Genomic DNA, 25,491 nt, shown 5'->3' on the forward strand with positions numbered 1-25,491 from the left:
TCGGTGTGCCGGTCGTGGTGCTGGTGATCCTTTACCTGATCTTCCATTGATGCCGGCGCCGCAGGCAGCAGAAGAATCGAAGAGACCGAAGGGCGTCGTTACAATACGACGCCCTTTTTCTTTTATGCGTGGGATTTCGATGAAGCGCACCGCACCGTTCGTTCTGAGCGCATCGCTCCTGTCTCTTTTCGGCGCGGGCTTCGCGCATGCCGAGGAAATCGCGAGCGTCAATACCAATTTCCGCTTCACCGGCTCCGACCGCGTGAGCGTCGAGGCGTACGACGATCCGCTCGTCTCCGGCGTGACGTGCTATGTGTCGCGGGCGCGCACGGGCGGCGTGAAGGGCACGTTAGGCATCGCGGAAGACCCGACCGAGGCGTCCATCGCCTGCCGTCAGGTCGCGCCGATCAAGATCGCGCAGCCGCTCAAGCAGAAGACCGATGTCTTCACGGACCGCATGTCGTTCATCTTCAAGACGCTGCATGTCGTGCGCATTGTCGATACGAAGCGCAACACGCTCGTCTACCTGACGTACAGCGACCGCGTCGCGAGCGGCAGCGCGAAGAACAGCGTCACGGCGGTGCCGGTGCCCGAAGGCACGACGATCCCGGTCAAGTGAGCGAGCCGCGTCGTCGTTGGGCCGCACGAGTGCGGCGTTGTCGGCCGCATTCGAAGCTATCCGGCAGCATCAGCCAGAATGCACTCGCCGCGCTTTGCGCCGCGCGATGAAGCGGTAGACTGAGCAATTAGCCCTTCAAACCCGCGCATCTAACGATGACCGTCCCACGCTTTCGCAACGCCGCGCGTTACTGGCGCTCGCCGCTCGTGCCGGACGCGGACATGGTCACCGCCGAGTACTACGATCACGCGTTCACGCCGCACTGGCACGACGCGTACACGGTGCCTGTCATCGAAGCGGGCGCGGAGTGTTACGACTATCGCGGCTCGCATCATGTGGCGGAAGCGGGATCGGTGCCGGTCATCAATCCGGGAGAGCTGCATACCGGCGCGCGGGCCGTCGACGCCGGGTGGCGTTATCGCGTGTTCTATCTGCCGGTGCCGTTCGTGGAGGCGCTCGCGCGTGAACTGTCGCCGCGCGCGGGCTCGCCGTGGTTCTCGACCGACATCATCCACGACGACGATCTCGCGCGCCGGCTTTTGCGCGCGCATCGGGCGCTGGAAAGCCTGACGAGCGATGCCAGAAACGACGCCACCCGCGCCGATCCGCTCGCCGCTGAAACCGCGCTCGTCGATGCCGTGACGACGCTGCTCGCCCGGCATGCGCTGCAACGCCCGTCATGCGGACCGCCCGCCGCGGATGCCGCCCGCGTCGCCACGATGAAATCCCGCCTCGCCGACGATCTGCTCGAACCGGTCACGCTCGCCGAACTGGCGCGCGTCGTCGGGCTTTCGACGTTTCACGCGGCGCGGCTTTTCACACGCGAAACGGGCCTCCCGCCGCATGCGTGGCGCAATCAGTTGCGTATCGCGCGGGCGCTGCCGGCGTTGCGCGCGGGGGCGTCGATCGCGGAGGTGGCGGCCGCGAGCGGCTTCACCGATCAGAGCCACTTCACGCGGCATTTCAAGCGGGCATTCGGGGTCGCGCCGGGGCGCTGGCGGTGAGTGGGCGGGAGTGCGGGAGCTGCTCCCTGTAAACGGCGAGAGGCTTCGCCGACCGAAGCTGTTCCGCGGCACGGCACGCAGCCGTTCCGCGTTGCGCCGGGGGCTGGCGGTGAGTTGCCGCGAGCGCGGGAATTGGCTGCCGTCGGCGGCGAGCGCGACCCGACCGTTACGCAACCACGCCAATGCACCCTCGTTTCGCACGCGCGGCGCGTGCAACGGAGACCACTGCGGGATCGCACAGCACCGCAATCTGCATCACGGCCGCGTCCGCCCAAGCAACCGCGGGCGACAACACTGACACCGCAAGAACGTACAAGCCTTCGCACGCACGCCGCCTTATCCTCCGCGAATCAGGAGGACGATCTTGAACGCACCATCCGGCAACGCCATGCGGGAACTCGCCGCCGGCGCTCGCGACACCATTCCGATGATGATCGGCGCCGCGCCCTTCGGCGTGATCTTCGGCACGCTCGTCACGGCGAGTCCGCTCACGCTCTGGCACGGCCAGTTGATGTCGCTCGCGGTCTTCGCGGGCTCGGCGCAGTTCATCGCGGTCGGCATGATCGCGGGACACGCGAGCTTCGCCGTCATCTGGGCGACGACCTTCGTCGTCAATCTGCGCCATGTGCTGTATTCGGCGACGCTCGCGCCCTACGTCGCGCATCTGCCCGCGCGCTGGCGCTGGGCGCTGGCCGGCCTCTTGACCGACGAAGTGTTCGCCGTCGCCTACGCGCACTATCGAGCGCGCGCGCCGGGCGAAACAGGGCCGCACTACTTCCTCGGCTCCGGCCTCGCGATGTATGCGAACTGGCAAGCGTGGACGCTCATCGGGCTCTTCTTCGGCGCGGCGTTTCCGGGACTCAAGTCGCTGGGCCTCGATTTCGCGATGGTCGCCACGTTCATCGCGATCATCGTGCCGCAACTCGTGGCGCTGCGCTTCGTCGCGGCGGCGCTGGCCTCGGGCGTGCTGTCGTTCGCGTGGCAAGGCTGGCCGTACAAGCTCGGGCTGCTCGCGGCCGTGCTCGCCGGCGTCGGCGTCGGCTTGCTGCTGACGCTCATCGAACCGAAACCGCGCATGAAAGACGCCAAGGAGCGCGCGCAATGAACTACGTCATCCTGATTGTCGGCATGGCGCTCGTCACGTATCTGATCCGGGCCGCGGTGTTCGTGCTCGGCGAGCGGCTGTCGTTTGCGCCCGTCGTGCGCACGGCGCTCGGCTTCGTGCCGGTGACGGTGCTCACCGCGATCATCGTGCCGATGACGGTCTCGCCGCACGGCAACGGCGCCGAGCTGACGTGGCGCAATCCGCAACTGATCGCGGCGCTGGCGGCAGTCGCCGTCTGCGCGCTGACACGCCGCGCGCTGCTGACCATCGCGGTATCGCTCGGCGTGTTCTTCGTCTGGCAGCTCGCCGTGCTGCGCTGAACACCGAAGCGAGGCGCCTTTCGAGAGCCCTCAAGTTTCCGGCCGCTCCGCCGTTATCTGAAACGAACGGACTCCGCCCGCGCGGCAGGCCGACAGCACTTCCCGCCATCGGGCCAGCCGAGCGCGGAACCGGAAACCGACATGCGTCAAATCACTCTTTCGTTGCGCGATGAAACGATCGCGTCGCTGAATCGCGACTTCGAGGCGTTCCTGCGTCTGTCGCTCAAGCTCGACCCGCAGTTCGTCACGCCGTCGTTCGAGGACTTTCTGCGCGCGAAGCTGCTCGACAACGACACGCCGCTCACCGAGCAGGCCGTGCAGCGCATGCTCACGCACGGACAGTATGCGTGGGCGAAGCGCGCGCTCGACAAGGAGTTCCCGGATGTCGTCGAAATTCTGATCCGCCAGGCGGCCGAGCACGGCTTTGCGTTTGCGATCCGCTCGGACTGGAGCGCCGAGGATCTCGTGAAAGCGTCGCGCGAATGGGCGACGGCCATCGTCACCGAAGCCAAGGGCGACGCCTCGCAGGTAGACGTGCTCGCCTCGCAGATCAAGTCGGCGGCGATGGATATCCGCGAAGTCGAGCAGAAGATGCAGACGCCCGCCTGGCGGCTCGCCGATTCGCTGCGCCAGCGCGTATTCGATGCGAAGATCGCGGTGGAAACGAACGTCGGGTCCACCGCGCGCGAAAAGCTCGGCGAACTGCGCGCGCTGCTGCGGCTGGGCATCTTCTACGGATCGATCCAGAAACAGGAAGCGCAGCAACTGCTCGAATATCTGCGCTCGATGCGGCCGGAGCTTTTCGTCGACGAACCCTACGACGGCTTCACGCGCTTCGCGGCCTGGCTGCGCAGCATTTTCGGAAGCGCGCCGCGCGTGCCGCGAGCCTCACGCGCCTCGCGCTGAACGAGCGCGGCCCTACTCCCACATTCCCTTCAGCCGCGCGGCGATATGGATCTTCGCTTTCGCCGCCGCGGCGAGCCCCGCCGCCGTCGGCGCGGCCGCGACCGGCACCGGCGGCCATGCGCCTGCCTCGAAGTGCCGCATCAGATGCGGCGGAATGAAACGCGTGCGCTGCGCCCAGACGTGGCGATCGCCCAGATTCGTCTGGTTGTGAACGTAGAAACGCTGCGGCGTGACGATGTGCAGATCTTCCTTCGCCCGCGTCATCGCGACATACAGCAGGCGGCGCTCTTCGTCGATTTCCTCGTCGCTGCCCGTGCCCATATCGGACGGAATACAGCCGTCCACGCCGTTCAGCACGAACACGTTGCGCCACTCCTGCCCTTTCGCCGAGTGGATGGTCGAGAGAATCAGATAGTCCTCGTCGATGAGCGGCACGCCGGATTCGTCGCTCGTCGCGTCGGGCGGATCGAGCGTGAGTTCGGTCAAGAAACGCTCGCGCGTCGGGTACGTGGACGCGATGCTCTCCATCTGCAACACGTCGCCGATGCGGATGGCCGCGTCTTCGTGATTGCGTTCGAGGTGCGGCTCGTACCAACGGCGGATCATCTCGAATTCAGCGGGCCACGGCGATTCGCGCCCGCACAGCTTGCCCATGAGCGCGACGAAGCGCGGCCAGTCTTCGCTCGCCCGCGCGGGCGCGCCGAACGCGGCGAGCGCGGTCGGCGCGCGCTCGGCCTGCGCGACGCTATCGAGCAAGCGCCCCGCAATCGCCGGCCCGATGCCCGGCAGCAGTTGCGCGACGCGAAAGCCCGCGACGCGATCGCGCGGATTCTCGGCCCAGCGCAGCACCGCGAGGACGTCTTTCACGTGCACGGAGTCCAGAAACTTGAGGCCGCCGAACTTCACGAACGGAATGTTGCGCCGCGTGAGCTCGATTTCGAGCGTCGCGCTGTGATGCGCCGCGCGAAAGAGCACCGCCTGCGACTTGAGCTTCATGCCGCCCTCGCGCGCCTCCAGCACTTTCTCGACGACGTAGCGCGCCTGATCCGCCTCGTCCGCGACCGAAACGACGCGCGGCCTTTGCGCCGATGCCTTGTCGGTCCACAGATCCTTCGTGTAGCGCTCGGTGGCAAGCCGGATCACCGCGTTCGACGCTTCGAGAATCGGCTGCGTCGACCGATAGTTGCGGTCGAGCGTGACGGTCGCCGCAGGCGCGTCGAAGTGCTGCGGAAAGTCGAGGATATTGCGCACCGTCGCGCCGCGAAACGAATAGATGGACTGCGCGTCGTCGCCCACGACGGTGAGGCCGCGTCCGTCCGGTTTCATCGCGAGCAGGATGGTGGCTTGCAGGCGGTTCGTGTCCTGATATTCGTCGACGAGCACGTGGTCGAAGCGGCTCGACAAGTCGGCCGCGATGCTCGGCTCGGCGGCGAGGTGCGACCAGTAGAGCAGCAGGTCGTCGTAGTCGAGAACGCTTTGCGCCTGCTTTGCGCTCACGTACGCGGCGAAGAGGCGCTTCAAGTCCGCTTCCCACTCGCGACACCACGGATACGCCTGATCCAGCACGGTGGCGAGCGACGCGCCCGTGTTGACGACGCGCGAGTAGATGGCGAAACAGGTGGATTTGGCGGGGAACCGCTTCTCTTTCGACGACAGCCCGAGCTCGTGGCGCACGAGGTTCATCAGGTCGGCGGAGTCTTCACGGTCGTTGATGGTGAAGGACGGCGCGAGGCCGACGAGATCGGCGTAATCGCGCAGCAGCCGCGCGCCGATGCCGTGAAACGTGCCGGACCACGTGAGCCCCTGCGCGATGGCGCTCTTCGTGCCGAGCGCGTTCGTCGCGATGCGCGTCACGCGTCGCGTCATTTCGAGCGCCGCGCGGCGCGAAAAGGTCAGCAGCAGAATCCGATGCGGATCCGCGCCCTTCACCAGCAAATGCGCGACGCGATGCGCGAGCGTGTTGGTCTTGCCCGAGCCCGCGCCCGCGATCACGAGCAACGGACCGCCGCAGCGCCCCGGCGCATCGACGCCGAATTCGACCGCCCGGCGCTGCGCATCGTTGAGCTTGGCAAGATAGGCGGCGACGTTCTCCGAGGAGGCGTCGGCGGTGGCGGTGTCGTCCGGAAGGGTCAGCACAGAGGAAAGCGGGCGTCGAAAGAAGTGACGCACACTGTATATCCATACAACCCGCGCACGCAAGTCTTTGCCGCGGCGCGCCTTTCCTTCGACGGGCCGCGGCTTGCGGTACTGGCTTAGTCGGCCTTCTTGGCGTCCTTCAGGTTCGCTTTGGCGGCGGCTTCGTTCGCTTCCGATTGCGCTTCGGTCTTCTTCTTGTCCGCCTTCGCCTGCGCGACGGCGGCGTCCTTGTCGGCTTCGGCCTGCTTCTTCGCGGCCTTCTTGTCGGCGTGGGTCGGCGCGTCGCTCGTCGATTGCGCGAAAGCCGGTGCCGCGCTCACGCTCGTCAGCGCGCCCGCGATGAGCGCAGCCAGCAATGTATGGGTGCGTCGATTCATGGCGTCCTCCGTGTGGTCGTTAGTGTGGTCGTTGTGTTCCTACCGCGAAGCCGGAGACACCGAGGCTTCGCGGCGCTCTAGGCGATCAGTGCTGCTCGCCTTCATCCTTCGGCGTGCGGTCGGTCGCGGCGTTCAGGTCGTCCTTCGCGGCGGCCTTGTCGGCCTTGCGGTTGATCTTCGCATTGCGGACCTGCTCCTTATACTGCTGCTTGGCCTGCTTGTCGGCAGCCTTCATCTCCGCCTTCGACGCCTTCTTCGACGCGCGATATTCCGCATTGGCCTGCGCGTCGGCGTTGCGCTTCTGCACGAGCGGATCGGTCGGTGCCGGCGCGACCACGTTTTGCGGCGGCGGCGACACTTGCTGCTGCACCTGCATCGGCGCCTGGCCGGGAGCCGAGTCCGCCGGTTGAGCGGTTTGCGCCTGCGCGCCGGTGGCAGCCATCGCGGCGAAAGCGGCGCCGATCATCAGAATTCGAGCCTTAGTCATGAGCTTGTCCTCTCTGGGTGTGTCCGCCAAACGCGTTCGACAACTTGGAGCGCGATGACGCGACTTGTCGGTTAGAAGATGACCGAAGCTGCATCGATCAAACGTACAGACCGGCCGGACGACGCGCGAGTTTCTCGAAACGGGTCATTGTTACCGGCGGTTTCACTTCGCTACATGTGCTTAATCCGGCGAAACGAACGGTCGATCGTGTAAGAGCACGCAGTGTGCCCGGATGATGTCCCGCGCTGGTTTATCATCGAAGTCTTTTCGCATCTGAACGCCCGCCATGCCGCAGCTTCAATTCACCCTCACGGGCGACTACGTCGAACTCCACAACCTGCTCAAGCTGATGGGACTCGCCGATAGCGGCGGCTCGGCGAAGGCGCGCGTCGCGATGGGCGATGTCACCGTCGACGGCAAAGTGGAACTGCGCAAGACCTGCAAGATCCGCGCGGGTCAGGTCGTGATGCTCGACGGCCAGAAGATCCGAGTGCGCGCGCCCGACTGATACCGCTTGCGCCCATGCGCCCGCCGCTTGCGAAAAGACGACCATAACGGGGCGCGTCATCGACATGCCGCGCGCGAGGCCATAAGCTAGGCGTCTTTCGTTCAGGTTTCAGCGCGCGACACGGACGCGTCCACGCGCCCTTCCGCTCCTTTCTCTCGATCATGCAATCGCACACCAGCCGCGCGACCCGCGCGCATTCGGGACACGTCAGCCTGTCTCGCCATGCCGTCGATACCGCGCGCCTCGCCGCGCCGCTCGCCATCGCGCAACTGTCGCAAATGGCGATGGGCGTCACCGACACGATTCTGCTCGGCTCGCTAGGTCCCGACGCGCTCGCCGCGGGCGGTCTGGGCGCGAACATGTTCTTCGTCGTGGTGACGCTACTGCAAGGCGTATTGACGTCGGTGAGCGTGGCCGTCGCGCATGCGCGCGGCGCGGATGCGGAACACCGCGTGCCCGGCATCTACTGGACGGGGCTCGTGTTGTCCGTGCTGCTCGCCGTGCCGGCGTTCGTGCTGCTGTCGTATGCGGAGCCGATTCTGCTCGCGTTCCACGAGCCCGCGACGCTCGCGCACAACGTCGGCGAATACTGCGCGGTGCTGCGCTGGGGCACGCCGGGCAGCCTGATCGGCATCGGCATGATGCGCGCGTTCCTGCCGGCCATCGGGGCGGCGAAGCGCCTGCTGTGGGTGTCCATCGGCGGCGTGTTCGTCAACGGCTTTCTGAACTACGGGCTGATTCACGGCGCGTACGGCCTGCCGCGCGAAGGCTTTCTCGGCTCGGCGGCGGCCACCGCGATCACCGTCTGGCTGACGGCCTTCGCGCTCGTCGCGCTGCTGCACCTGCGCCCGCGTTACCGGCATTTCGTCGCCGCCGCGCGGCCGCATCTGCCGCTCATGGGCGAACTCTTCGGCATCGGCTGGCCCGTCGCCATCACGTACGGCGTGGAATCGACGCTCTTTCTCGCGACCGGCATGATGGTCGGACTGCTCGGCGAAGCGCCGCTCGCCGCGCACCAGATTGCGCTCAACGTGGCGTCGGCGGCGTTCATGGTGCCGCTCGCGATCGGGCAGGCGGCGAACGTGCGCGTCGGCTACTGGGCGGGCGCGGGCGTGCCGGTCGCGGCGCGTCACGCGGGCTTCGTCGCGCTGGCGCTCGGCGTCGGCTTCATGATGTGTTCCGGACTCGTGCTCATTACCGCGCCGCGCGCGATCGTCGGCCTGTATCTGCATCTCGATGATCCCGCCAATGCACGGACCGTCGCGCTTGCCGCATCGCTATTGAGCGTCGCGGCCGTGTTTCAGATCGTCGACGGCATGCAGACGGTCGGCTCGGGCTGTCTACGCGGCCTGAAAGACACGCGCGTGCCGATGCTCGCCGCCGCGTTCGGCTACTGGGGCGTCGGGTTTCCGACGGGCTATGTGCTCGCGTTCCACTTCGAACTGGGCGCCAAAGGCTTGTGGTGGGGACTCGCGGCTGGGCTGGCGAGCGTCGCCGCGCTGATGACGCTGCGCTTTCATCGCATCAGCAGGCGGCTGGTGGAAACGGGCGTCGCGCGCGCCGACGATCGCGTGGACGGGGCTTCGAAGCGGGTTGCCTGAAAGATGCGCTCGTCACGCATATGCAAAGCAAGAATGCTTGGTTGGTGCTCGTGGCGCGCGTTGTTAGGATGAACCCGTCTCCTCCTTGAGACTTATCCAGTAACAGGGGTTACAGCCCGCTCTGCCGAGCGGGCTTTTTTTTCGCCTGCCGATTCCCGCGCATCGTGCGTTTGCTCGCCTGGCCCGCACGCCGGTTCCCCTAGAATAAATTCGAGATGCCGCATCGGCGAGAACGTTTCTTGCTGCGTCGCGAAGCTGCTGTTGCTGCAAGCGGTCGCACGGAAGCAGCCGAATCGAGATAAACAAAAAAAGAGGAAGCGAAGTGTCGGAAATCCGGGGAATTCGCCAAGCCGAAAGCGAAGTCGCGCGCGCTCCAATCGCGACGAATACAACCAAATGGGTGAGCCGCACGCGCCGCATGGCGGTCATGGCGCTCTTCACCGCGCTCTGCGCCGGATGCGCGACGCGCCCGCCCGCCAGCGCGTTCGATCGTCCGGTGACGCACGCGCTGCCCGCGACGGAGCCGACGCCGCTCCGAACGGTGCTCGCGCCGCTCGAAAAGCAGCATCCGGACGAATCCGCCGTGCGCCTTCTGCCGACCGGGTCGGACGCGCTTCAGGCGCGCGTCGCGCTGGCTCGCGCCGCGACGAAGACGCTCGACATGCAGTACTACATCGCCCAAGAGGACAACACGGGCAAGCTGTTGCTCGGCGCGGCGCTCTACGCGGCGGATCGCGGCGTGCGCGTGCGCATGCTGGTCGACGACCTGAACTTCAAGGACATCGACCGCATCATGGCGGCGCTGAACTCGCACGAGAACATCGAGATTCGCGTGTTCAATCCGTACGGCAGCGCGCAGCGCAGCTTCGCCGAGCGCACGCAGAACTTCTTCACGAATCTGAACCACTTCACGCGCCGCATGCACAACAAGGCGATGATCGCGGATAACCAGATCGCGATCGTCGGCGGCCGAAATCTCGGCGACGAATACTTCAACGCCAGCCCGACGTTGCAGTTCCGCGACCTCGACATGTTCACGGCCGGCCCCGTCGTGCACAAAGTCTCCGCGAGCTTCGACGATTACTGGAACAGCACCCTCTCCTACCCGCTGCGCGTGCTGAACAAGCAGAAGTTCGATCCGGCCGAACTCGACAAGACGCGCGAGGATCTGCGCAATCACTGGCGCGAGCAAGCGGACCCGCTGAACGCCAAGCCGCTCAACGCGACGCCGCTCGCCCAGCAGATATCGCGCGGCGAGATGAGCCTCGTCTGGGCGCCGACCGAGTTCGAAGCGGATTCGCCCGCGAAAATCGAGCATCCGAGCGACGACTACCAAAGCCCGCCGATGACGCGGCTTGCCGAATTGATGAAGAACGCGCAGAACGAGTTCCTCATTCTGTCGCCCTACTTCGTGCCGCATGACGTGGGCGTGAAGGCGCTGGCCGACCTGACGCGCCGCCACGTGCGCGTCGCGGTGCTGACCAACTCGCTCGCCGCCACGGATGCCGTCGCGGTTCAGGCGGGCTATGCGCCGTATCGCATGCCGCTTCTGCAAAACGGCGTCGAGCTGTACGAATTCAAGCCGCTTCAGCCCGAAGGCGAGAGCCGCCCGCCGCCGGGCCTCTTCGGTTCCTCGTCGCGCGCGAGTCTGCACGCCAAGGCGTATGTGATCGATCGGAGTATCCTCGTGATCGGATCGATGAATCTCGATCCCCGCTCGGCGCGGCTCAACACCGAACTGGCGCTCGTGATTCACAGCAAACCGATCGCGGAGCAGGTCGCGGCGCTGTTCGACCGAGGCATCTCGCCGAAAGCGAGCTGGCGCGTGGAACTGGCGAGCGCGGCGGTGATGGCGGAGCTGCGCCGCACCGGCTCGCCGCAGTCCGGTCTCGTGTGGACCAGCCAGGAAGACATCGGCACGGTGACCTATAACTTCGATCCCGACGCCGGCTTTTACCGTAACGCGATGACGGGCCTCTTCAAGCTGCTGCCCGTCGACGAACAGCTTTGACCACTTCAAAGGAACATCAGGCCATGACACAGAACGCACAGGGCGATGTACGCATGGAGAAGGACACGTTCGGCGAGATCGCCGTGCCCAACGGCAAGCTCTGGGGCGCGCAAACGCAGCGGTCGTTGCAGAACTTCAAGATATCGACGGAAAAGCAGTCGCCTGAACTCATCACCGCGCTCGCGATCATCAAGCGCGCCGCCGCCGAGGTGAATCAGGACCTGAAGGTGCTCGACGCAAAGAAGGCGCAGGCGATCATGCAGGCGGCGGACGAGATCATCGACGGCAAGCATCCGGACGAATTTCCGCTCGCCGTGTGGCAGACGGGTTCCGGCACGCAGACGAACATGAATCTGAACGAGGTCATCGCCAATCGCGCGAGCGAACTGCTCGGCGGGCCGCGCGGCGAAGAGCGACTCGTGCATCCGAACGATGACGTGAACCGCGGCCAGTCGTCCAACGACGTGTTCCCGACCGCGATGCACGTCGCCGCCGCATATGCGATCGTCAAGCATCTGGTGCCGTCGCTCAAGACGCTGCGCGAGACGCTCGACAAGAAGGCGCAGCAGTTCGCGGATATCGTGAAGATCGGCCGCACGCATTTGCAGGACGCGACGCCGCTCACGCTCGGTCAGGAGTTCTCCGGCTACGTCGCGCAACTGGACCAGGGCATCCGCCACGTCGAAGCGACGCTGCCGCATCTCTATCAACTCGCGCAAGGCGGCACGGCGGTCGGCACGGGGCTGAACGCGCATCCGGAGTTCGCGGTGAAAGTGGCGCAGGCCATCGGCAAGCTGACCGGCCTGCCGTTCGAAACCGCGCCCAACAAGTTCGAGGTGATGGCCGCCGCCGACGCGCTCGTTGCCGCGCACGGCGCGCTCAAGACCGTCGCGGCGAGCATGATGAAGATCGCCAACGACATTCGCTGGCTCGCGAGCGGCCCGCGCTGCGGCCTGGGCGAACTATCGATTCCGGAGAACGAGCCGGGCAGTTCCATCATGCCGGGCAAGGTGAATCCGACGCAGTCCGAAGCCGTGACCATGCTTTGCTGTCAGGTGTTCGGCAACGACGTCGCGGTAAACTTCGGCGGCGCGAGCGGCAACTTCGAGCTGAACGTGTTCCGGCCGATGATCGCGCATAACGTGCTGCAGTCCATCCGCCTGCTCGCGGACGGCGCGCAGAGCTTCAACGACAACTGCGCGGTGGGCATCGAGGCGAATCAGGAGCGCATCGACAGTTTGCTCAACGAATCGCTGATGCTCGTGACGGCGCTCAATCCGCACATCGGCTATGACAAGGCCGCGCAGATCGCCAAGAAGGCGCACAAGGAAGGCACCACGCTCAAGGCCGCCGCGCTCGCGCTCGGGCACGTGACCGAGCAGCAGTTCGACGAATGGGTGAAGCCGCACGAGATGGTGGGCAGGAAGTAGGCGGTCTCAGGCGCTCTCGGCCGGCAAGCGCGCCTGCTGCGGCAAGCGTTCGCACGGCGCAGTCGCGTCGGGCGCACGAGATGGTCGGCAGGAAGCAGGCGTTCGCAGGCGGTTTCGGTCAACGAGCGCAAGTCGGGCGAGCGCGCCTGCTCGGCAAGCGTCCGTACGGCGCAGTGGCGTCGTGCGCACGGAACGGTCGAGGCCGCCCAGAAGCGCACTCGCGAACAGAACCGCCCCGCGCGGAACGCGAGGTCGCGTCAGACCTTGCCCGCCGCCACTTCTTCCGGCTTCAGTTCGACGATTGCATCGAGCGCGTCTTTCACGTCCATCGCGTATTTCGCGAGACGTTTCTCTTCTTCCGATTCCGGCACGAACGGCGGCACGGGCGTGGGCTGCCCTTTTTCGTCGACGGCGACGAACACCATCAGGCAGTCGGTGGTCTGCTCCAGCTCGCCGACTTTCGGGTCACCCGCGTGCACCGAGACGTGAATGTGCATGCTGGTGCGTCCCGTCAGCACCACGCGCGCGCGCAACTCGACGAGATTGCCGACGAGAATCGGCCGCCTGAAGCGGATGTTGCCGACGCTCACCGTCACCGCGTAGCGTCCGCTCCACATCGCGGCGCAGGCGTAGGCGGTTTCGTCGATCCATTTCATGAGCGCGCCGCCGTGCACCTTGCCGCCGAAGTTGACGGAAATCGGCTCGGCAAGGAAGCGGAAGGTGGTTTCGGCGCGGCCTGCGCGCAAGGCGGCGGGCGGGGTCGGCGTGGTCATGGCGGCTCCCAGCGAAGAAAGAAGCCGCGATTATAGGCCGCGAAAAATGGCGGCTAGTTGTGGACCGTGACGCCCTGATCCATGGTGCCGTACATCGTGATGCTGCCGCCGCCCGCCGACGACGACGGCCCGCCCGCGCAGCCCGCGCACAGGGCGAGAACGGCGAGCGCGGCTGCGGTGATGAGCTTGGACATGCGAATTCCTGGCTGCGTGGTAATACGAGGGAGATAAGAGCGACCATTCTAGCGCCGCGAGCGCCGCATCGACATTTCACGCGGATGTGAAACGTCGGGTGCGCGGGCGCGCTACAGTGGTGGCATCGACCGTTGCGTACCCTTCTCTTGCGTGCCCTTGCCATGAATCCCGCTCTCGATGACGTCCGCTCGCGGCATTGTCCCGGCCTCTCGCGCATCGGCGCGCTGCTGGCCGATCCGGGCCGCGCCGCGATGCTCTGGTCGCTGATGGACGGCACCGCGCGTCCCGCCGGCGAACTGACGATGATCGCGGGCCTCTCGCCGTCCGCCGCGAGCGCGCATCTCGCGCGGCTGACCGAAGGCGGCCTGCTTGCGCTCGAAGTCAGCGGGCGGCATCGCTACTACCGCATCGCGACGCCCGATATCGCCGCCGCCATCGAGGCGCTCGCGAATCTCGCTCGCGCCAGCGCGCCACAAGCCGCGCCGCAGCGTCCGGCGAGCGCCGTGCCGCTCGAGATGCGCTATGCGCGGACCTGCTACGACCACCTCGCGGGCGAACTGGCCGTGCGGCTCTTCGACGGCATGCTCGCGCGCCGCTGGCTCGCGGCCGCGCGCGACGATCCGGCAACGCGCGAATCGTCCGCGCTCGACACCACGCCCGACGGGGCGCAGGCGTTCGCGGAACTGGGCATCGACGTCACTGCGCAGCGCGCGCGGCGGCGGCGGTTCGCGTGTACCTGCATCGACTGGAGCGAGCGGCGTCCACATTTGGGCGGCGCGCTCGGCGCGGCGTATCTCGAAGCCTGCGAAACGCACGGCTGGATTGAGCATACGGCGAAGCGCCGCGTGTTGCGCGTGACGCCCGCTGGTCAGCGGCATTTCGGAGCGTTTTTATCGGGACGCTAGAAACAAAAACGCGCGACCGGCGCCGCGCGTTGCAGGGGTTCTCGATTCGATCAGACCGCCATCGGCGCGCTGATCGGATCATGATGGCGATAGCCTTCCAGCGCGAAGTCTTTCGGCTCGACCTTCTCTAGCCACTCGGGCTCATAGCGCTTCGTCACCGCGTAATCCGGCACGCGATCGGAAATGATCAACTGCGGCAGCGGATACGGCTCGCGCTTCAACTGCTCGTTGAGCATGTCGAGCTGATTCTCGTAGATGTGCGCGTCGCCGATGAAGTACGTGAACCAGCGCGGCTTGTAGCCCGTGAGCCGTCCGACGAGATGCAGGAGCGCCGCGCCCTCGGTCAGATTGAACGGCGTGCCGAGGCCGACATCGTTGCTGCGGATGTACAGGCACAGCGAGATCTCGCCCTTCGCCACGTTGGGGATGAACTGATACAGCAGATGACACGCGGGCAACGCGATCTCGTCGAGCTTCGCAGGATTCCACGCGTGAAAGAGGATGCGCCGGTCAGTCGGCCGCTCGATGATGGTGTCGAGACACTGGCGCAACTGGTCGATGGCCTTGTACAGCAACACCTGCTCGCGCCCGTTTTCGACGAAGCTTGTCACGAGCTCGTAGCCGCGGTTGGTCGCATCGGCGATCTGGTCGCCCGCGCCGGCGTCGATCAGCTTGTACGCCGGCCAGTTGCGCCACTGCACGCCGTAGACGTCGCCGAGATCGTCCGTGCCGCGGCGATACGGGTTTTCGAGCCACTGCGGATTTTCGTTCGCGTTCGCGTCCCACACCTTGCAACCGAGCGCGCGGAAGTCCGCCGCGCTTTTCGACGCGCGCAGAAAGCCGATCATTTCGCCGATCGCCGACTTGAATGCGAGCTTTTTCGTCGTGACGGCGGGAAAGCCCTCTTGCAGATCGAAGCGCAGCATCGCGCCCGGAATGCTGATGGTGCGGATGCCCGTGCGGTTTTCCTGCCACGTGCCGGTATCGAGGATCGTCTGGACGAGCTCGAGATACTGTTTCATTCGATGTTCCTTGAATGCGGGCACGGGCCACGCGAAGAGAGGCGGAAACCACCGATTTTATCAAGCGGCCCGCCTCGGCGCTGGCGTTCGTAAAAAGAAGAACGGGCGCCTTGCGGCGCCCGTTGCGGTGAGCAGAAACGATGCGTCGGTCAGCCGCGCGTGGCGTGTTCCGGGGGCGCGTCCACTTCGATGTGACGCATGCCGTGCGCGCTCAGCAGCCGATACAGCGTGACGCGCGAGATGCCGAGTTCGTGCGCCGCGTCGCCGAGCCGCCCGCGATGCCGCAGAAGCGCGAGTTCGATGGCCTGCCGCTCCGCCGCTTCGCGCGCCTGCGCGAGCGAGACCGGCGCCACTTCGACATATTCGCCGAGTTCGAGATCGCGCGCGGTGATCTGCCGCCCTTCCGACATCACGATGGCGCGGCGCACGCGGTTGATCAGTTCCCGCACGTTGCCCGGCCAGCCGTAGTTGTGAATCGCGGCGATCGCATCCGGCGAGAAACCGCGCAGGCGGCGGCTCGCGTCCTTCTTGAAGCGGTCGAGCATGTGCTTCGCGAGCAGTTCGATGTCCTTGCCGCGCGCGCGCAGCGGCGGCTCGTCGATCTGCAGCACGCACAGACGGTGATACAGGTCGGCGCGGAAACGCCCTTCGATCATCGCGGTCTGCATGTCGACGTGCGTCGCCGAAATGATGCGCACGTCCACCGGCGTGGATCCGTGGCCGCCGAGACGCTCGACCTTGCGCTCCTGCAGGAAGCGCAACAGGCTCGCCTGGCTTTCGAGCGGCAGATCGCCGATTTCGTCGAGGAACAGCGTGCCGCCGTTGGCCGCTTCCACGCGACCGATCTTGCGCTGATTCGCGCCCGTGAACGCGCCGCGTTCATAGCCGAACAGCTCGGATTGCAGCAGGTGCGCGGGAATCGCGCCGCAGTTGATCGCGACGAACGGCTGATCGCGGCGCGCCGAGCGCTCGTGGATGGCGACGGCGGTGAGTTCCTTGCCGGTGCCCGATTCGCCCGAAATGAAGACGGGCGCGTCCGTCATCGCGACTTTGCGGATCGAGCGGAAGAGCGCGAGCATGGCGTCGCACGAACCGACCATCTCGCCCTCGGCGCGGCCCTCGCTGCGCGCGTCGTTCGACGCCGCGTCGTGCAGCGCCACCATGCCGTAGGCGTGGCCGACGGAATCGACCACGCGGTCGTTCGAAGTGGGGAGCGTGACGTAGTCGAAACAGTAGTCGCGGATCAACCGGCGCACTGCAGCGTCTTCGAGCTGGCCGGCGACGGTTGCCGCCACCCAGCCGACGTTGGTCATGGTCAGCGACGATTCGAACGCTGCCAGTTCGTGTGATTCGAAATGTCCCGATAAATCGAGCAGCCCGCCCATTGCGAGGTCGCTGCGCAGCGCTTTGCGCGTGTCGCGCGCGCTTGCCACGATCTCGATTTGCCAGCCGCGTTCCTCGAAACGCGCGCATAGCGTTTCGCTGGGATCCCGAGTCACATAGATCAGTTGCCGCCGAGCGACGTCCATTATTCAGATCCTTGGTTCAACGTTCGTTGAAAAGGTCGCGTAGTTCAGGCTTTCGCTTCAAGCAGAATTCTTGGCCCTCGCAGGTGATGCGTTCGGACTTGCAATTCGATACCTCGCCCCCTGGAACGTGCCGCGCATGGCGCCGGCAGCCTTCCGCGAAACCCTTTTGGTTTGATTCTGCGCCGCATTGAAGAGACTACTATAACCCAGAATCACCAAAAACAAATACCGTCCGAGATGGCTTGACTCGCCGCAAAACCTTGCTGGCTAAGGCTCGCGACCAGTTCACACGGATTTATTGCAAGTTCGCGTCGCGCTTTTCGTACGACGAGAGCTTATACGGAATCTACCCGATCTTTCGGCTTTTCTTGCCCCACGTTTCGTTGATGAAACGTTTTCCGGAGGTTTTCACCGATTTCCGCCGAGGCGTTATGCGCGGCCCTTTGACTGTCAAGGCGCCGATGCGAATGGCATGCATTTAGCTATAGATTGCCCACATGCCGTATGAATGAAACGGCAAGATTGTCTTTCATACCCGTCGCCCCACGATTTTATTTCCTGAACCTGCGCTTGTGGAATTAATTACTTCGTTTGTTCTGTTGACAATGGCTCTCGATCACAATTTACCGCCTTTTGAATCGACGGCTAATGCACGGCCGGACGCGAGCGAGACGCACGTAATCGACTGGTCCCCCGCGAATGAACGGGCGGCCAATGATGCAGACGCCGCGTCATGGCGCGGAACCGCCGCAATTCCGAGCGTGACGCTGTGGGACGAAATCGCGCCGGAAGTCCCGCGCGCGTATCGCGACGGCGCGGAGGACGCATCGGCAGGCTGAGCATGCGCTCGTGGAAGGGAGCGGGACGCGCTGGCCAGCGCGTCGGTTAGAATGCGCGCGCCGCCTCTCTCCTGACTGCACATGACGACGCTCACTCTCATCGTCGCCCGCGCACGCAACGGCGTGATCGGACGCGATAACCAACTTCCGTGGCGCCTGCCCGAAGACCTCGCCTTCTTCAAACGCACGACGATGGGCGCGCCCATCATCATGGGACGCAAGACGCACGAGTCGATCGGGCGGCCGTTGCCCGGGCGGCGCAACATCGTCGTGACGCGCGACGCTACGCGCCGCTTCGCAGGCTGCGACACGGTGACGAGCATCGACGAAGCCCTCGCCCTCGCGACTGCCGACGGCGCGGCCGAAGCGTTCCTGATCGGCGGCGCGCAGTTGTACGGCGATGCGATCGGCCGCGCGCATAAGCTGATCGTCACGGAAATCGACGCCGATTTCGACGGAAACACGCATTTTCCCGCGCCCGACGCGTCGCAGTGGCGCGAAGTGTCGCGCGAGCGGCATCGCGCGGCGGCGCCCAACGACTTCCAGTTCGCGTTCGTCACTTACGAACGGCGCGCGTAACAACGACGCAACGACTAAGGCCCCGGACGATTGCTCATCGTCCGGGGCCTTTCGTTTAGTCAGCAGCAGCGCGGGAAGCGCTTACTGGCCCGCCACCGTCATCCGCTCGATCAGGACCGAACCGATTGCCTTGGTGCCGCGCACCACGGTATCCGCGCCCACGGCTTCGATATGGCGGAACATCTCCTGTAGCGTGCTCGCCACCGTGATTTCCTCCACGGCGTGCTGAATCTGCCCGTTCTCGACCCAGAAGCCCGACGCGCCGCGCGAATAGTCGCCCGTCACGTAGTTCACGCCCTGCCCCATCAGCTCCGTCAGCAGCAGGCCCGTGCCCAACTTCTTCAGCATGGCTTCAAAGTCGTCGCCGGGCTGCGTGCGCGTGCTCTTCATCGACAGATTGTGCGAGCCGCCCGCGTTGCCAGTCGTCTGCATGCCGAGCTTGCGCGCCGAATACGTCGAGAGGAAATAGCCCTGCACCACGCCGTCTTCCACGACGTTGCGCCGCTGCGTGCGCACGCCTTCTTCGTCGAACGGCGCGCTGCCCATGCCGCCGCGCACGTGCGGGTCCTCGACGATCTGAATGTGCGGCGCGAACACCGGCTTGCCGAGACTGTCGACGAGAAACGTCGTCTTGCGATACAGCGCCCCGCCGCTCACGGCCTGCACGAACGCGCCGAGAATGCCCGCGGCGAGCGGCGCTTCGAACAGCACGCGGCATTTGCGGGTGTCGAGGCTGCGCGCGTTCAGGCGCGCGAGCGCGCGCTCGGCGGCGTAACGGCCGACGGCTTCCGGATCGGCAAGCTCGGAGGCGTCGCGCTTCGATGTGTACCAGTCGTCGCGCTGCATGTCGCGGCCGCTCGCCGCGATCGGCGCGCACGCGATGTAGTGTCGCGAGTACGGATAGCCCGCCATGAAGCCGCGTGAAGTCGCGAGCACGAATTGCGAATGCTGGGCGGAGACGCTCGCGCCTTCCGAATTCGTGATGCGCTTGTCGACCGCGAACGCGGCGGCCTCGGCGCGGCGCGCGATGTCGGCGGCCTCTTCGGCGTCGATGTCCCACGGGTGATAGAGATCGAGATCCTGCGGCGACTTCTCGAGCAGTTCTTCCTCGGCGAGCCCGGCCGCGCTGTCTTCCGCGGTGAATCGCGCGATGTTGTACGCCGCCGCGACCGTGTCGCGCAACGCCTCGCGCGTGAAGTCGGCGGTGCTCGCGTTGCCGCGCTTCTTGCCGATGAACACCGTGACGCCGACCATCTTGTCGCGGTTGTGCTCGATCGTGTCCACTTCGCCGCGCCGCACGCTCACCGAGAGGCCGTCGCCCTCGGAGATTTCGGTGGCGGCATCGCTCGCGCCGAGTTCCTTCGCGTAGCGCAGGATGTCCGACGCGATCTCCTTCAACTCGTCTTGCGTGTGCGGAAAAAAGCGTTGCCTGACGTCGATGTCTGCTGCCATGTGTCGTTGCCTTCGGTTTTGTTGACCGCGCAAGCGCCCGTCGCGCTCCGTGTCATGAATGTCGCGCCTGTCGTCGCGCCCGTTGTTGCGCCCGTTCTTGCGCCTGTCGTCGCTCAAGACGCGCGCCGACTCTCCACGCGATCATAGCAAGGACGGCGCGCGTTCACCCGTCGCGACCGCGTCGGCTCGCGCGCGGGCGCAAGCTACAATGTCGCCATGAACCGTAAAACCCGCATTCAACCGATGGAAGCCGATCGCGACGACGCGCCCGATCAGGCCTACGACCGCCCGAGCAAATCGCAACTGAAGCGCGAGATGCACGCGCTCCAGGAGCTCGGCGAAGCGCTCATCGCGCTGCCGAAAGACGCGCTCAAGCGCATGCCGATGCCCGAAGATCTCGACAGCGCCGTGCGCGAAGCGCGCCGCATCACGGATCACGAGGGCAAGCGCCGTCAGTTGCAGTATGTCGGGCGCGTGATGCGCTCGCTGTCGGAAGAGGAAGTCGCCGCGCTGCGCACCGCGCTCGACACGCATCGCGGCGTGAACAAGGCGGAAACGGCGCGGCTGCACTGGATCGAGCGCACACGCGAACAACTGCTCGCCGATGACGCCGCGCTCACCGACTTCATTCGCGAACATCCGGGCGTCGATCCGCAAGAAGGCCGCACGCTGATTCGCAACGCGCGCAAGGAGCGCCAGCAGCAGAAGCCGCCGCGCTATTACCGCGAGCTGTTCCAGTGGATCAAGAACGCGGCGGGCGTGGAAGACGACGAAGACGAAGACATCGACGAGAACGACGAGGAAGGCAAAGATGAAGCCTGAGCGCAGTCATCCGGACGAGTTGATCGTCGGACTCGTGTCCATCAGCGATCGCGCGTCGCAAGGCGTGTATGAGGACAAGGGCTTGCCGTCGCTGCAAGCGTGGCTCGGCGGCGCAATGGCTTCGCCCTGGCGCGCCGAAACGCGGCTGATTCAGGACGACGCGGCCACCATTTCTGCGACGCTGATCGAACTGGTCGATACGCTCGGCTGTGATCTCGTGCTGACCACCGGCGGCACCGGCCCCGCGCGCCGCGACGTGACGCCCGAAGCCACGCTCGCCGTCGCCACGAAGCCGATGCCGGGCTTCGGCGAACAGATGCGCCAGATCAGCCTCAACTTCGTGCCGACCGCCATTCTTTCGCGGCAAGTCGCAGTCATTCGCGAAACCGCCGACCACGCCGCGCTCATCATCAATCTGCCGGGGCAGCCGAAGTCGATCCGCGAGACGCTGGAAGGCGTGAAGGACGCGGACGGCAAGACGACGGTGCCGGGCATCTTCGCGGCGGTGCCGTATTGCATCGACCTGATCGGCGGGCCGTATATCGACACGCAGCCGGAAGTCGTCGCCGCGTTTCGTCCTAAAAGCGCGATCCGGCCGCCGAAGGTTTAAGACGCGCTGCTCGCCGCCGCCGGGATCAGGAAGTGCTCGCGGTAGTACTTCAGTTCGTCGATGGACTCGTGGATATCGGCGAGCGCCGTATGCATCGCGCGCTTCTGGAAGCCCTTGTAGATGGCCGGCTGCCAGCGGCGGCACAGTTCCTTGAGCGTGCTGACGTCGAGATTGCGGTAGTGGAAGAACGTCTCGAGTTCCGGCATCCAGCGCGCCATGAAACGCCGGTCCTGGCAGATGGAGTTGCCGCACATCGGCGACTTGCCGGGCGGCACGTACTGGCCCAGAAACTCGCGAATTTGCCGCGTCGCTTCGGCTTCATGCACCGTGGACGCCTTCACGCGCTCGATCAGCCCCGAGCGGCCGTGCGTGTTGCGGTTCCACTCGTCCATGCGTTCGAGCGCTTCTTCCGTCTGGTGGATGGCGAGCACCGGACCTTCCACCATCTTGTCGAGCGTCGAGTTCGTCACGACCACGGCGATTTCGATGATGCGGTCGTTGTCCGGATCGAGCCCGGTCATTTCCATGTCGAGCCAGATGAGATTCATGTCGCTGCGCGCGAGTGCGGATTCGGCGGCGAGGTCAGCGCCTGCGGGACGGTCGGAAGAGTCGGTCATGGATGCTGCCTGAGAAGAGAATGAGGCGCGGGCCGAAGGCATCTGCGAAGCCAACGCGATGGCATGATGTGACAACGGCGACACGGCCAAGAACCTATAATTCTCGCATAGTTCAATCGGAATGCCCGGATGACCCACCTCTCGCTCGCCTTCTCGACCGTCTTCGTCGTGGCGCTCGCCGCGATGGTCTCGACCAAGCTCTGGCTCGCGTCGCGCCAGATTCGCCACGTCGCCGCGCACCGCAACGGCGTGCCGCCGCAGTTCACCGGCACCATCCCGCTCGCGGCGCATCAGCGGGCGGCGGATTACACCATCGAGCGCACGCGCCTCACGATGATCGAAGTCGTGACGAGCGCCGTCGTGCTGATCGCGCTGACGCTGCTCGGCGGCGTACAGGCGCTCGACAACGCCATCTCCGGCTGGCTCGGGCGCGGCTATCTCGGGCAGATCGCGCTGGTGGCGTCGGTCGTCGCGATCACGAGCCTCATCGACCTGCCGTTCGACTACATCCGCCACTTCGTCGTGGAAGAGAAGTTCGGCTTCAACCGCATGTCGAAGAAGCTCTTCTTCGTCGATCTACTGAAGGGCACGGTGCTCGGCGTCGTGATCGGCGCGCCGCTGCTCCTGCTCACGCTGTGGCTCATGGATCGCGCGGGCGCTTACTGGTGGCTGTGGACGTGGATGGTCTGGGTCGCGTTCCAGCTGCTCGCCATGATCATCTACCCGACGTTCATCGCGCCGCTCTTCAACAAGTTCGAGCCGCTGAAAGACGAGGCGCTGCGCGCGCGCATCGAAAACCTGATGTCGCGCACGGGCTTCGCGGCCAAGGGCCTTTTCGTGATGGACGGCAGCCGCCGGTCCGCGCACGGTAACGCGTACTTCACGGGCTTCGGCGCGGCCAAGCGCATTGTGTTCTTCGATACCCTGCTCGCGCGGCTGTCCGGCAGCGAAATCGAAGCGGTGCTCGCGCACGAACTCGGCCACTTCAAGCGCCGTCACGTGCTCAAGTTGATGATCGTGATGTTCGGCATCAGCCTCGCGATGCTCGCGCTGCTCGGCTGGCTCGTTCAGACGGTCTGGTTCTACGAAGGCCTGGGCGTGCGGCCGTCGCTCGTCGGCGGCAACAACGGGCTCGCGCTCGTGCTTTTCATGCTGGTGCTGCCCGTGTTCATGTTCTTCGTGACGCCGCTCGGCAGCCTGACATCGCGCAAGAACGAGTTCGAAGCCGACGCTTTCGCCGCGAGTCAGACCGACCCCAAAGATCTCGTCAACGCGCTCGTGAAGCTCTACGAGGACAACGCGTCCACGTTGACGCCCGATCCGATCTACACCGCGTTCTATTATTCGCATCCACCCGCCTCGCAGCGCATCGACCGTCTGATGCAACACGCCGCATGACGACGCGCGCCACGCGCAAGACCGGCGCGTCGTCCGCTGCGCGCCTTCGCGGCACGGTGATCGCCGCGCACGGCCGGCACTATCTGGTGATGCCGGACGACGGCGGCGCGATGCTTCAATGCTTCCCGCGCGGCAAAAAGAGCGAAGTGGCAGTGGGCGATCATGTGATGTACGAGCAGTCGTCGGCGGATCAGGGCGTGATCGTCGAGATCGGCGAGCGGCGCAATCTGCTCTACCGCTCGGACCAGTTCAAGTCGAAGCTCTTCGCCGCGAATCTCGATCAATTGCTGATCGTGCTCGCTACCGAGCCGCACTTCAGCGAAGACCTGCTCGGGCGCGCGCTCATCGCGGCCGAAGCGCACGAGCTCGATGCGCTCATCGTGCTCAACAAGACCGACGTGACGGACGCGCTGCCGCTCGCGCGCGAACGCCTCGCGCCATATCGCGAACTCGGCTACACGGTGATCGAACTGTCGGCGAAGGCGCGTCCGGGCGAAGTGCATCCGCAGCTGGACGCGCATCTGCGCAACCGCGCGACGATCCTGCTCGGGCAATCGGGCATGGGCAAGTCGACGCTCGTGAACCTACTCGTGCCCGATGCGGACGCCGCCACGCGCGAGATATCCTCTGCGCTCAACAGCGGCCGGCACACGACCACGTTCACGCGCCTCTACAAGCTGCCCGGCGGCGGCTCGCTGATCGATTCGCCGGGCTTTCAGGAGTTCGGCCTGCATCACCTGTCGGAAGGCCAGCTAGAACGCGCCTTCGCTGACTTCCGCCCGTATCTGGGCCACTGCCGCTTTTATAACTGCCATCATCTGCAAGAGCCGGGGTGCGCGGTGCTCGAAGCCGTCGAGGCCGGCAAGATCCGGCCGGAGCGCCACGCGCTCTACGCGCAACTAGTCCACGAAGCCAGCCAGATCGTGCGATGAAACGGCTCACGTGGGCGCCCAACCTGATCACGGCACAACATTGGGTGAATGTGCTGGCGACAGCGGGCGTGCCGTGCGAGCTGCACAATCGCTATCTCAACGGTGCGCTAGGCGAGATTCCGGCCGATCAATGTTCACCGGAAATATGGATCGTCGACGATCGCGACGAAGCGTTGGCGCGCCGTCTGCTGGACCGCGCGCAAAAAGGGCCGGACGCGAACGCCCGGCCCTGGTTCTGCAAGCATTGCGGCGAACGGCTGGAGCCGCAGTTCACCGTGTGCTGGCAATGTCAGACGGAGCGCGATCCGCTCGACGGCTGACGCTCAGGCCAGCCACACTGCGATGGTGAGCATCAGCAAGAGCAGCATCCACAAGATGACGGCGCGCCACACGAGGCCGACCGCCGATTGCAGCGTGCGCGGCGTGCAGTCGTCGCCAACGGGAAGCGGACTCGCATCGCCGACAGCGAGGGCTTCCACGCTCAACGGTTCGGCGAGCGGCCCCGCGAGTCGCGCGCCCAACGCGCCGCTGCCTGCGGCCAGCAACACGCCGTCGTTCGAGTCCGGCCACTGGCGCGCGTGATTGCGCCACGCGTAGATCGCGTCCTCGAAGTTGCCGACAATCGCGAAGCCCATTGCGGTCAGGCGCGTCGGAATCCAGTCGATCACGAAGAATGCCTTCTGCGCGAACGACGAGAACTCCGCGGTGCGCTCGGGGCTCGGCATCGCCCATGCGCGCGCCAGATATTCGGCGATGCGATAGAACACCGCGCCCGCCGGACCGATCGGGATCAGGAACCAGAAGAAGACGCCGAACACGTGCCGATGCGACGCGACCACCGCATGAACCAGCGTGTGCCGCACGATTTCGCTCACGGGCATGTCGACGGTATCGAGCCCGGTCCACTCCGTCAGCACTTCGCGCGCGCGCGGAACGTCGTCGTTATTGAGCGCGAGATGGATGTCGGTGAAATAGTGGCTGAACTGGCGAAAGCCGAGCGTGAAGTACACGATCACCACGTTCCACAAAAACGCCAGAACGAAGTTGATGCGATACAGCACGTAATAGACGAGGCCGACCGCGAGCGTCCACGGCAATACGACCAGCAGCCACGCGACGACGCCGTGCTTGGGCTTGCCGGCATCGAAGCCGTGCGCGGTGGATTCCGCATGATAGTGAAGCAACGACGAAACGGGATTGTGCGGCGACAGGGCACGCACTTGCTCGATGATGAGAGCCAGCAATACGGAGAAAAAAGTCATGCGAAGCGCCGAAACAGTCGGTTGATTCGAGTTTCGCGTAACGATATCACAG

Annotated in this window: 26 protein-coding genes; 16 read left to right on the forward strand and 10 right to left on the reverse strand. The window is 65.4% G+C overall.

Annotated features, from left to right (window positions below):
* Nucleotides 1-139 precede the first annotated feature (139 nt).
* The 5 genes from NCR34_RS10040 to NCR34_RS10060 all read left to right on the forward strand — a co-directional run bounded on the left by NCR34_RS10040 (nucleotide 140) and on the right by NCR34_RS10060 (nucleotide 3,954).
* The gene (locus NCR34_RS10040; RefSeq protein WP_250499772.1) at nucleotides 140-619 is read left to right on the forward strand and encodes a CreA family protein; all 480 of its coding nucleotides are present in this window, start codon (nucleotides 140-142) and stop codon (nucleotides 617-619) included.
* A gap of 155 nt (nucleotides 620-774) precedes the next feature.
* The gene (locus NCR34_RS10045; RefSeq protein WP_250499773.1) at nucleotides 775-1,623 is read left to right on the forward strand and encodes a helix-turn-helix transcriptional regulator; all 849 of its coding nucleotides are present in this window, start codon (nucleotides 775-777) and stop codon (nucleotides 1,621-1,623) included.
* 388 nt (nucleotides 1,624-2,011) lie between these two features.
* Complete coding sequence (locus NCR34_RS10050; protein WP_250499836.1) at nucleotides 2,012-2,728, forward strand: AzlC family ABC transporter permease; 717 nt, start codon at nucleotides 2,012-2,014, stop codon at nucleotides 2,726-2,728.
* A complete protein-coding gene (locus NCR34_RS10055; protein ID WP_250499774.1) occupies nucleotides 2,725-3,048 on the forward strand; it encodes an AzlD domain-containing protein in 324 nt (107 codons plus the stop codon). The genes NCR34_RS10050 and NCR34_RS10055 overlap by 4 nt, the downstream gene beginning before the upstream one ends.
* A gap of 141 nt (nucleotides 3,049-3,189) precedes the next feature.
* Entirely contained in the window at nucleotides 3,190-3,954 is a 765-nt protein-coding gene (locus tag NCR34_RS10060; RefSeq protein ID WP_250499775.1) for a DUF4088 family protein, read from the forward strand.
* A 12-nt stretch (nucleotides 3,955-3,966) separates the two neighbouring features.
* Here NCR34_RS10060 and NCR34_RS10065 read toward each other — a convergent pair whose 3' ends face one another.
* The 3 genes from NCR34_RS10065 to NCR34_RS10075 all read right to left on the reverse strand — a co-directional run bounded on the left by NCR34_RS10065 (nucleotide 3,967) and on the right by NCR34_RS10075 (nucleotide 6,954).
* Nucleotides 3,967-6,090 carry an ATP-dependent helicase gene (locus NCR34_RS10065; protein ID WP_250499776.1) on the reverse strand — a complete coding sequence of 708 codons (2,124 nt, stop codon included), beginning with the start codon at nucleotides 6,088-6,090 and terminating at the stop codon, nucleotides 3,967-3,969.
* 116 nt (nucleotides 6,091-6,206) lie between these two features.
* Nucleotides 6,207-6,467 carry a hypothetical protein gene (locus NCR34_RS10070; RefSeq protein ID WP_248320269.1) on the reverse strand — a complete coding sequence of 87 codons (261 nt, stop codon included), beginning with the start codon at nucleotides 6,465-6,467 and terminating at the stop codon, nucleotides 6,207-6,209.
* A gap of 85 nt (nucleotides 6,468-6,552) precedes the next feature.
* The gene (locus tag NCR34_RS10075) at nucleotides 6,553-6,954 is read right to left on the reverse strand and encodes a hypothetical protein (RefSeq protein WP_248320270.1); all 402 of its coding nucleotides are present in this window, start codon (nucleotides 6,952-6,954) and stop codon (nucleotides 6,553-6,555) included.
* A gap of 286 nt (nucleotides 6,955-7,240) precedes the next feature.
* Here NCR34_RS10075 and NCR34_RS10080 point away from each other — a divergent pair, with 286 nt between their 5' ends.
* From NCR34_RS10080 to fumC, 4 genes are all read left to right on the forward strand, one after another.
* Nucleotides 7,241-7,462 (forward strand): RNA-binding S4 domain-containing protein, encoded by a 222-nt coding sequence (locus NCR34_RS10080; RefSeq protein WP_175944540.1) that lies wholly within the window; start codon nucleotides 7,241-7,243, stop codon nucleotides 7,460-7,462.
* 161 nt (nucleotides 7,463-7,623) lie between these two features.
* Entirely contained in the window at nucleotides 7,624-9,063 is a 1,440-nt protein-coding gene (locus NCR34_RS10085) for an MATE family efflux transporter (RefSeq protein WP_250499777.1), read from the forward strand.
* A gap of 418 nt (nucleotides 9,064-9,481) precedes the next feature.
* A complete protein-coding gene (locus NCR34_RS10090) occupies nucleotides 9,482-11,074 on the forward strand; it encodes a phospholipase D family protein (RefSeq protein ID WP_250499837.1) in 1,593 nt (530 codons plus the stop codon).
* A gap of 23 nt (nucleotides 11,075-11,097) precedes the next feature.
* Complete coding sequence (fumC, locus tag NCR34_RS10095) at nucleotides 11,098-12,504, forward strand: class II fumarate hydratase (RefSeq protein ID WP_250499778.1); 1,407 nt, start codon at nucleotides 11,098-11,100, stop codon at nucleotides 12,502-12,504.
* A gap of 257 nt (nucleotides 12,505-12,761) precedes the next feature.
* Here fumC and NCR34_RS10100 read toward each other — a convergent pair whose 3' ends face one another.
* Both NCR34_RS10100 and NCR34_RS10105 read right to left on the reverse strand, forming a co-directional pair.
* A complete protein-coding gene (locus NCR34_RS10100; protein ID WP_248320274.1) occupies nucleotides 12,762-13,277 on the reverse strand; it encodes an acyl-CoA thioesterase in 516 nt (171 codons plus the stop codon).
* 53 nt (nucleotides 13,278-13,330) lie between these two features.
* Nucleotides 13,331-13,471, reverse strand: a complete 141-nt coding sequence (locus NCR34_RS10105) for a hypothetical protein (protein WP_250499779.1) — start codon at nucleotides 13,469-13,471, stop codon at nucleotides 13,331-13,333.
* Between the two features lie 162 nt (nucleotides 13,472-13,633).
* On the opposite strand from NCR34_RS10105, the gene NCR34_RS10110 reads away from it, so the two are divergent.
* Nucleotides 13,634-14,377 (forward strand): ArsR/SmtB family transcription factor, encoded by a 744-nt coding sequence (locus tag NCR34_RS10110; protein WP_250499780.1) that lies wholly within the window; start codon nucleotides 13,634-13,636, stop codon nucleotides 14,375-14,377.
* 50 nt (nucleotides 14,378-14,427) lie between these two features.
* Here NCR34_RS10110 and NCR34_RS10115 read toward each other — a convergent pair whose 3' ends face one another.
* Nucleotides 14,428-15,399 (reverse strand): thymidylate synthase, encoded by a 972-nt coding sequence (locus NCR34_RS10115; protein WP_206466740.1) that lies wholly within the window; start codon nucleotides 15,397-15,399, stop codon nucleotides 14,428-14,430.
* 149 nt (nucleotides 15,400-15,548) lie between these two features.
* Nucleotides 15,549-16,928, reverse strand: a complete 1,380-nt coding sequence (locus NCR34_RS10120) for a sigma-54 dependent transcriptional regulator (protein WP_175944559.1) — start codon at nucleotides 16,926-16,928, stop codon at nucleotides 15,549-15,551.
* 920 nt (nucleotides 16,929-17,848) lie between these two features.
* Between NCR34_RS10120 and NCR34_RS10125 the strand changes: the two genes are divergently transcribed.
* Nucleotides 17,849-18,346 (forward strand): dihydrofolate reductase, encoded by a 498-nt coding sequence (locus NCR34_RS10125; RefSeq protein WP_250499781.1) that lies wholly within the window; start codon nucleotides 17,849-17,851, stop codon nucleotides 18,344-18,346.
* Between the two features lie 81 nt (nucleotides 18,347-18,427).
* Here the strand turns inward: NCR34_RS10125 and pmbA are convergent, their stop codons facing one another.
* On the reverse strand, nucleotides 18,428-19,798 hold the full coding sequence (pmbA, locus tag NCR34_RS10130) for a metalloprotease PmbA (protein ID WP_250499782.1): 1,371 nt from the start codon (nucleotides 19,796-19,798) through the stop codon (nucleotides 18,428-18,430).
* A 216-nt stretch (nucleotides 19,799-20,014) separates the two neighbouring features.
* Here pmbA and yjgA point away from each other — a divergent pair, with 216 nt between their 5' ends.
* Together yjgA and mog are read left to right on the forward strand one after the other, a co-directional pair.
* Nucleotides 20,015-20,620, forward strand: a complete 606-nt coding sequence (gene yjgA / locus NCR34_RS10135; protein WP_248320281.1) for a ribosome biogenesis factor YjgA — start codon at nucleotides 20,015-20,017, stop codon at nucleotides 20,618-20,620.
* Nucleotides 20,610-21,230 (forward strand): molybdopterin adenylyltransferase, encoded by a 621-nt coding sequence (gene mog / locus NCR34_RS10140; RefSeq protein ID WP_175944570.1) that lies wholly within the window; start codon nucleotides 20,610-20,612, stop codon nucleotides 21,228-21,230. The genes yjgA and mog overlap by 11 nt, the downstream gene beginning before the upstream one ends.
* On the opposite strand, the gene orn is transcribed toward mog, so the two are convergent.
* The gene (gene orn, locus NCR34_RS10145) at nucleotides 21,227-21,847 is read right to left on the reverse strand and encodes an oligoribonuclease (RefSeq protein ID WP_250499783.1); all 621 of its coding nucleotides are present in this window, start codon (nucleotides 21,845-21,847) and stop codon (nucleotides 21,227-21,229) included. The genes mog and orn overlap by 4 nt on opposite strands.
* A gap of 129 nt (nucleotides 21,848-21,976) precedes the next feature.
* On the opposite strand from orn, the gene NCR34_RS10150 reads away from it, so the two are divergent.
* From NCR34_RS10150 to NCR34_RS10160, 3 genes are read left to right on the forward strand one after another with little or no spacing between them, the layout of a single operon-like run.
* A complete protein-coding gene (locus NCR34_RS10150; RefSeq protein WP_250499784.1) occupies nucleotides 21,977-23,245 on the forward strand; it encodes a M48 family metallopeptidase in 1,269 nt (422 codons plus the stop codon).
* Entirely contained in the window at nucleotides 23,242-24,177 is a 936-nt protein-coding gene (gene rsgA, locus NCR34_RS10155; protein ID WP_250499785.1) for a ribosome small subunit-dependent GTPase A, read from the forward strand. Before NCR34_RS10150 ends, rsgA begins: the two co-directional genes overlap by 4 nt.
* A complete protein-coding gene (locus NCR34_RS10160) occupies nucleotides 24,174-24,497 on the forward strand; it encodes a putative signal transducing protein (protein WP_206466744.1) in 324 nt (107 codons plus the stop codon). Before rsgA ends, NCR34_RS10160 begins: the two co-directional genes overlap by 4 nt.
* Before the next feature lie 3 nt (nucleotides 24,498-24,500).
* On the opposite strand, the gene NCR34_RS10165 is transcribed toward NCR34_RS10160, so the two are convergent.
* On the reverse strand, nucleotides 24,501-25,439 hold the full coding sequence (locus NCR34_RS10165; RefSeq protein ID WP_250499786.1) for a CobD/CbiB family protein: 939 nt from the start codon (nucleotides 25,437-25,439) through the stop codon (nucleotides 24,501-24,503).
* Nucleotides 25,440-25,491: the final 52 nt, after the last annotated feature.

This window comes from Caballeronia sp. GAWG1-5s-s (genome assembly GCF_023631445.1).
Classification (GTDB): Bacteria; Pseudomonadota; Gammaproteobacteria; order Burkholderiales; family Burkholderiaceae; genus Caballeronia.

Coding starts and splice junctions, on each gene's coding strand:
- NCR34_RS10120 (WP_175944559.1), bottom strand. CDS start 16,928: ATGGACGTCGCTCGGCGGCAACTGATCTATGTGACTCGGGATCCCAGC.
- NCR34_RS10045 (WP_250499773.1), top strand. CDS start 775: ATGACCGTCCCACGCTTTCGCAACGCCGCGCGTTACTGGCGCTCGCCG.
- NCR34_RS10115 (WP_206466740.1), bottom strand. CDS start 15,399: ATGAAACAGTATCTCGAGCTCGTCCAGACGATCCTCGATACCGGCACG.
- NCR34_RS10105 (WP_250499779.1), bottom strand. CDS start 13,471: ATGTCCAAGCTCATCACCGCAGCCGCGCTCGCCGTTCTCGCCCTGTGC.
- yjgA (WP_248320281.1), top strand. CDS start 20,015: ATGAACCGTAAAACCCGCATTCAACCGATGGAAGCCGATCGCGACGAC.
- fumC (WP_250499778.1), top strand. CDS start 11,098: ATGACACAGAACGCACAGGGCGATGTACGCATGGAGAAGGACACGTTC.
- orn (WP_250499783.1), bottom strand. CDS start 21,847: ATGACCGACTCTTCCGACCGTCCCGCAGGCGCTGACCTCGCCGCCGAA.
- rsgA (WP_250499785.1), top strand. CDS start 23,242: ATGACGACGCGCGCCACGCGCAAGACCGGCGCGTCGTCCGCTGCGCGC.
- NCR34_RS10100 (WP_248320274.1), bottom strand. CDS start 13,277: ATGACCACGCCGACCCCGCCCGCCGCCTTGCGCGCAGGCCGCGCCGAA.
- NCR34_RS10055 (WP_250499774.1), top strand. CDS start 2,725: ATGAACTACGTCATCCTGATTGTCGGCATGGCGCTCGTCACGTATCTG.
- NCR34_RS10085 (WP_250499777.1), top strand. CDS start 7,624: ATGCAATCGCACACCAGCCGCGCGACCCGCGCGCATTCGGGACACGTC.
- NCR34_RS10080 (WP_175944540.1), top strand. CDS start 7,241: ATGCCGCAGCTTCAATTCACCCTCACGGGCGACTACGTCGAACTCCAC.
- NCR34_RS10125 (WP_250499781.1), top strand. CDS start 17,849: ATGACGACGCTCACTCTCATCGTCGCCCGCGCACGCAACGGCGTGATC.
- NCR34_RS10165 (WP_250499786.1), bottom strand. CDS start 25,439: ATGACTTTTTTCTCCGTATTGCTGGCTCTCATCATCGAGCAAGTGCGT.
- NCR34_RS10040 (WP_250499772.1), top strand. CDS start 140: ATGAAGCGCACCGCACCGTTCGTTCTGAGCGCATCGCTCCTGTCTCTT.
- NCR34_RS10075 (WP_248320270.1), bottom strand. CDS start 6,954: ATGACTAAGGCTCGAATTCTGATGATCGGCGCCGCTTTCGCCGCGATG.
- mog (WP_175944570.1), top strand. CDS start 20,610: ATGAAGCCTGAGCGCAGTCATCCGGACGAGTTGATCGTCGGACTCGTG.
- NCR34_RS10070 (WP_248320269.1), bottom strand. CDS start 6,467: ATGAATCGACGCACCCATACATTGCTGGCTGCGCTCATCGCGGGCGCG.
- NCR34_RS10090 (WP_250499837.1), top strand. CDS start 9,482: ATGGCGGTCATGGCGCTCTTCACCGCGCTCTGCGCCGGATGCGCGACG.
- NCR34_RS10160 (WP_206466744.1), top strand. CDS start 24,174: ATGAAACGGCTCACGTGGGCGCCCAACCTGATCACGGCACAACATTGG.
- pmbA (WP_250499782.1), bottom strand. CDS start 19,798: ATGGCAGCAGACATCGACGTCAGGCAACGCTTTTTTCCGCACACGCAA.
- NCR34_RS10050 (WP_250499836.1), top strand. CDS start 2,012: ATGCGGGAACTCGCCGCCGGCGCTCGCGACACCATTCCGATGATGATC.
- NCR34_RS10060 (WP_250499775.1), top strand. CDS start 3,190: ATGCGTCAAATCACTCTTTCGTTGCGCGATGAAACGATCGCGTCGCTG.
- NCR34_RS10110 (WP_250499780.1), top strand. CDS start 13,634: ATGAATCCCGCTCTCGATGACGTCCGCTCGCGGCATTGTCCCGGCCTC.
- NCR34_RS10150 (WP_250499784.1), top strand. CDS start 21,977: ATGACCCACCTCTCGCTCGCCTTCTCGACCGTCTTCGTCGTGGCGCTC.